General features: G+C 52.9%; 2 tRNA genes and 3 rRNA genes. All 5 read right to left on the reverse strand.

Annotated elements, in window-relative coordinates:
* Window positions 1–7: 7 nt before the first annotated feature.
* Window positions 8–121 (reverse strand): 5S ribosomal RNA (gene rrf / locus G3N97_RS36180).
* 145 nt (window positions 122–266) lie between these two features.
* A 23S ribosomal RNA gene (locus tag G3N97_RS36185) occupies window positions 267–3146 on the reverse strand.
* Between the two features lie 310 nt (window positions 3147–3456).
* Window positions 3457–3532, reverse strand: a tRNA-Ala gene (locus G3N97_RS36190).
* Window positions 3533–3576: 44 nt separating this feature from the next.
* Window positions 3577–3653, reverse strand: a tRNA-Ile gene (locus G3N97_RS36195).
* Between the two features lie 64 nt (window positions 3654–3717).
* A 16S ribosomal RNA gene (locus tag G3N97_RS36200) occupies window positions 3718–5250 on the reverse strand.
* Together the 16S, 23S and 5S rRNA genes with 2 tRNA genes alongside form the textbook arrangement of a ribosomal RNA operon.
* Window positions 5251–5391 lie beyond the last annotated feature (141 nt).

Below are 5391 nucleotides of genomic sequence, written 5' to 3' on the forward strand. Positions count from 1 at the left end.
ATAAGAAGCCTGACGATTACCTACTTTCACACGGGCAATCCGCACTATCATCGGCGTAGAGTCGTTTCACGGTCCTGTTCGGGATGGGAAGGGGTGGGACCGACTCGCTATGGTCATCAGGCATGACGGGTTGCTGCGTCGCCTTTGGGGGCGCCACAGCCAATCTGGAAGAAGCGTAAAGAGTTTTTACTGAATTCGGGTTGTGTTGTTTATATCGGCACAACACTGATCTCTCAACCGTGCGTTTCTCGAAACACACCTGTTATAGGATCAAGCCTTACGGGCAATTAGTATCAGTTAGCTTAACGCATTACTGCGCTTCCACACCTGACCTATCAACGTCCTGGTCTCGAACGACCCTTCAAGGGGCTTGAAGCCCCGGGGATATCTCATCTCAAGGCGAGTTTCCCGCTTAGATGCTTTCAGCGGTTATCTCTTCCGAACATAGCTACCCGGCGATGCCACTGGCGTGACAACCGGTACACCAGAGGTTCGTCCACTCCGGTCCTCTCGTACTAGGAGCAGGTCCCTTCAAATATCCAGCGCCCACGGCAGATAGGGACCAAACTGTCTCACGACGTTTTAAACCCAGCTCACGTACCTCTTTAAATGGCGAACAGCCATACCCTTGGGACCGGCTACAGCCCCAGGATGAGATGAGCCGACATCGAGGTGCCAAACACCGCCGTCGATATGAACTCTTGGGCGGTATCAGCCTGTTATCCCCAGAGTACCTTTTATCCGTTGAGCGATGGCCCTTCCATACAGAACCACCGGATCACTATGACCTGCTTTCGCACCTGCTCGACTTGTCAGTCTCGCAGTCAAGCACGCTTATGCCATTGCACTATCAGCACGATTTCCGACCGTACCTAGCGTACCTTCGTACTCCTCCGTTACCCTTTGGGAGGAGACCGCCCCAGTCAAACTGCCTACCATGCACTGTCCCCGATCCGGATTACGGACCAAGGTTAGAACCTCAAACAGATCAGGGTGGTATTTCAAGGACGGCTCCATGCAGACTGGCGTCCACACTTCACAGCCTCCCACCTATCCTACACAAACCGGTTCAAAGTCCAATGCAAAGCTACAGTAAAGGTTCATGGGGTCTTTCCGTCTAGCCGCGGGGAGATTGCATCATCACAAACACTTCAACTTCGCTGAGTCTCGGGAGGAGACAGTGTGGCCATCGTTACGCCATTCGTGCAGGTCGGAACTTACCCGACAAGGAATTTCGCTACCTTAGGACCGTTATAGTTACGGCCGCCGTTTACCGGGACTTCAATCAAGAGCTTGCACCCCATCATTTAATCTTCCGGCACCGGGCAGGCGTCACACCCTATACGTCCACTTTCGTGTTTGCAGAGTGCTGTGTTTTTATTAAACAGTCGCAGCCACCAGTTTATTGCAACCCCTTCACCCTCAGAGCGCAGGCTCTTCAAGCTACAAGGGCGTACCTTATCCCGAAGTTACGGTACCAATTTGCCGAGTTCCTTCTCCCGAGTTCTCTCAAGCGCCTTAGAATACTCATCTCGCCCACCTGTGTCGGTTTGCGGTACGGTCACTGTGAAACTGAAGCTTAGAGGCTTTTCTTGGAACCACTTCCAGTTGCTTCGTCTCCTAAGAGACTGGCCTCGCACCCTTGAATTCCGCGCCCGGATTTGCCAAAGCGCCTTCTCCAATGCAAGGACCGGGACTTCCAACACCCGGACAACCTTCCGCGATCCGTCCCCCCATCGCATTTCACAATGGTGCAGGAATATTGACCTGCTTCCCATCAGCTACGCATTTCTGCCTCGCCTTAGGGGCCGACTCACCCTACGCCGATGAACGTTGCGTAGGAAACCTTGGGCTTACGGCGAGGGGGCCTTTCACCCCCTTTATCGCTACTCATGTCAGCATTCGCACTTCTGATACCTCCAGCACGCTTTTCAACGCACCTTCGCAGGCTTACAGAACGCTCTCCTACCATGCACATAAATGTGCATCCGCAGCTTCGGTATATAGCTTAGCCCCGTTACATCTTCCGCGCAGGACGACTCGATCAGTGAGCTATTACGCTTTCTTTAAAGGGTGGCTGCTTCTAAGCCAACCTCCTGACTGTTTTAGCCTTCCCACTTCGTTTCCCACTTAGCTATATTTGGGGACCTTAGCTGGCGGTCTGGGTTGTTTCCCTCTTGACACCGGACGTTAGCACCCGATGTCTGTCTCCCGTGATTGCACTCTTCGGTATTCGGAGTTTGCTATGGCGACGTAATCCGCAATGGACCCATCAACCATGACAGTGCTCTACCCCCGAAGGTGATACACGAGGCACTACCTAAATAGTTTTCGGAGAGAACCAGCTATTTCCAGGTTTGTTTAGCCTTTCACCCCTATCCACAGCTCATCCCCTAACTTTTCAACGTTAGTGGGTTCGGTCCTCCAGCACGTGTTACCGTGCCTTCAACCTGGCCATGGATAGATCACCTGGTTTCGGGTCTACACCCAGCGACTGAACGCCCTGTTCGGACTCGCTTTCGCTACGCCTGCCCTATTCGGTTAAGCTTGCCACTGAATGTAAGTCGCTGACCCATTATACAAAAGGTACGCCGTCACCCCTTGCGAGGCTCCGACTGTTTGTATGCATGCGGTTTCAGGATCTATTTCACTCCCCTCCCGGGGTTCTTTTCGCCTTTCCCTCACGGTACTGGTTCACTATCGGTCGATCACGAGTATTTAGCCTTGGAGGATGGTCCCCCCATCTTCAGACAGGATTTCACGTGTCCCGCCCTACTTGTCGTACACCTAGTTCTTCCTCGCTGTTTTCGCCTACGGGGCTATCACCCACTATGGCCGCACTTTCCAGAGCGTTTGGCTAACAACGAAGATAAAGAGTACAGGCTGATCCCATTTCGCTCGCCACTACTTTGGGAATCTCGGTTGATTTCTTTTCCTGCGGCTACTTAGATGTTTCAGTTCGCCGCGTTCGCTTCGCATGACCTATGTATTCAGTCATGGATACTCCATACGGAGTGGGTTTCCCCATTCGGATATCGGTGGATCAAAGCTTGTTTGCCAGCTCCCCACCGCTTTTCGCAGGCTACCGCGTCCTTCATCGCCTGTGATCGCCAAGGCATCCACCACATGCACTTGTTCGCTTGACCCTATAACGGGTGTGTCTCATGATTCCCGCAGGAACCACTCAATTCACTCGCTACAGGTTGAGTATTCGTGTTGCGCCGTATTTCAAGGCAATCTTTCGATCACTTAAAAATACATTGATACAATCACAACCCTGATTCACTTACTCCACACCCATCTCTAAGTGTGTTTCAGATGAATCTCTTTACTACTTCTTCCTGATTGTTAAAGAACGACAGCCGATATGGTGTTTAATCACATCGCTCTGACTGGCTCAATCGCCAATGCTTAATACCCGGTTTGTGCTGCTACCGGACACTAGGCATTGAGGATTGGTGGAGGATGACGGGATCGAACCGACGACCCCCTGCTTGCAAAGCAGGTGCTCTCCCAGCTGAGCTAATCCCCCAGTCAAAACAACTCAAGGGATCTGTCTCGCCTTTGCAGACAAAGTGGTGGGTCTGGATGGATTCGAACCATCGACCCCCGCCTTATCAAGACGGTGCTCTAACCGACTGAGCTACAGACCCCTGAGTCTGTCTTTATTACAGCCGACAAGTGTGAGCGCTTAATACGCGAGTGCGTGAGCTCTGGAAAGGAGGTGATCCAGCCGCACCTTCCGATACGGCTACCTTGTTACGACTTCACCCCAGTCATGAATCCTGCCGTGGTGACCGTCCTCCTTGCGGTTAGACTAGCCACTTCTGGCAAAACCCACTCCCATGGTGTGACGGGCGGTGTGTACAAGACCCGGGAACGTATTCACCGCGGCATGCTGATCCGCGATTACTAGCGATTCCAGCTTCACGCAGTCGAGTTGCAGACTGCGATCCGGACTACGATCGGTTTTCTGGGATTGGCTCCACCTCGCGGCTTGGCAACCCTCTGTTCCGACCATTGTATGACGTGTGAAGCCCTACCCATAAGGGCCATGAGGACTTGACGTCATCCCCACCTTCCTCCGGTTTGTCACCGGCAGTCTCCCTGGAGTGCTCTTGCGTAGCAACTAGGGACAAGGGTTGCGCTCGTTGCGGGACTTAACCCAACATCTCACGACACGAGCTGACGACAGCCATGCAGCACCTGTGTTACGGCTCCCTTTCGGGCACTTCCACCTCTCAGCAGAATTCCGTACATGTCAAGGGTAGGTAAGGTTTTTCGCGTTGCATCGAATTAATCCACATCATCCACCGCTTGTGCGGGTCCCCGTCAATTCCTTTGAGTTTTAATCTTGCGACCGTACTCCCCAGGCGGTCAACTTCACGCGTTAGCTACGTTACCAAGTCAATGAAGACCCGACAACCAGTTGACATCGTTTAGGGCGTGGACTACCAGGGTATCTAATCCTGTTTGCTCCCCACGCTTTCGTGCATGAGCGTCAGTATTGACCCAGGGGGCTGCCTTCGCCATCGGTATTCCTCCACATCTCTACGCATTTCACTGCTACACGTGGAATTCTACCCCCCTCTGCCATACTCAAGCGATGCAGTCACCAATGCAGTTCCCAGGTTGAGCCCGGGGATTTCACATCGGTCTTACATCACCGCCTGCGCACGCTTTACGCCCAGTAATTCCGATTAACGCTTGCACCCTACGTATTACCGCGGCTGCTGGCACGTAGTTAGCCGGTGCTTATTCTTCCGGTACCGTCATCCCCCGACCATATTAGGATCAAGGATTTCTTTCCGGACAAAAGTGCTTTACAACCCGAAGGCCTTCTTCACACACGCGGCATTGCTGGATCAGGCTTTCGCCCATTGTCCAAAATTCCCCACTGCTGCCTCCCGTAGGAGTCTGGGCCGTGTCTCAGTCCCAGTGTGGCTGGTCGTCCTCTCAGACCAGCTACGGATCGTCGCCTTGGTGAGCCTTTACCTCACCAACTAGCTAATCCGCCATCGGCCGCCCCTATAGCGCGAGGTCCGAAGATCCCCCGCTTTCATCCGTAGATCGTATGCGGTATTAATCCGGCTTTCGCCGGGCTATCCCCCACTACAGGACACGTTCCGATGTATTACTCACCCGTTCGCCACTCGCCACCAGGTGCAAGCACCCGTGCTGCCGTTCGACTTGCATGTGTAAGGCATGCCGCCAGCGTTCAATCTGAGCCAGGATCAAACTCTTCAGTTTAAACCTGTTACTGTTTTCGGTTCAGTTAAGAACCGGTCGCTCACTCAAAGCTGACAGGTAATTGAATTACTTCAAAAACCTGACTTACTTTAGTGTGAGACTCTTGATACTTTTGCTTCTCCTGACCGGCTCCGAAGAACC

The organism is Paraburkholderia sp. Ac-20347, assembly GCF_017104805.1.
Lineage (GTDB): Bacteria > Pseudomonadota > Gammaproteobacteria > Burkholderiales > Burkholderiaceae > Paraburkholderia > Paraburkholderia tropica.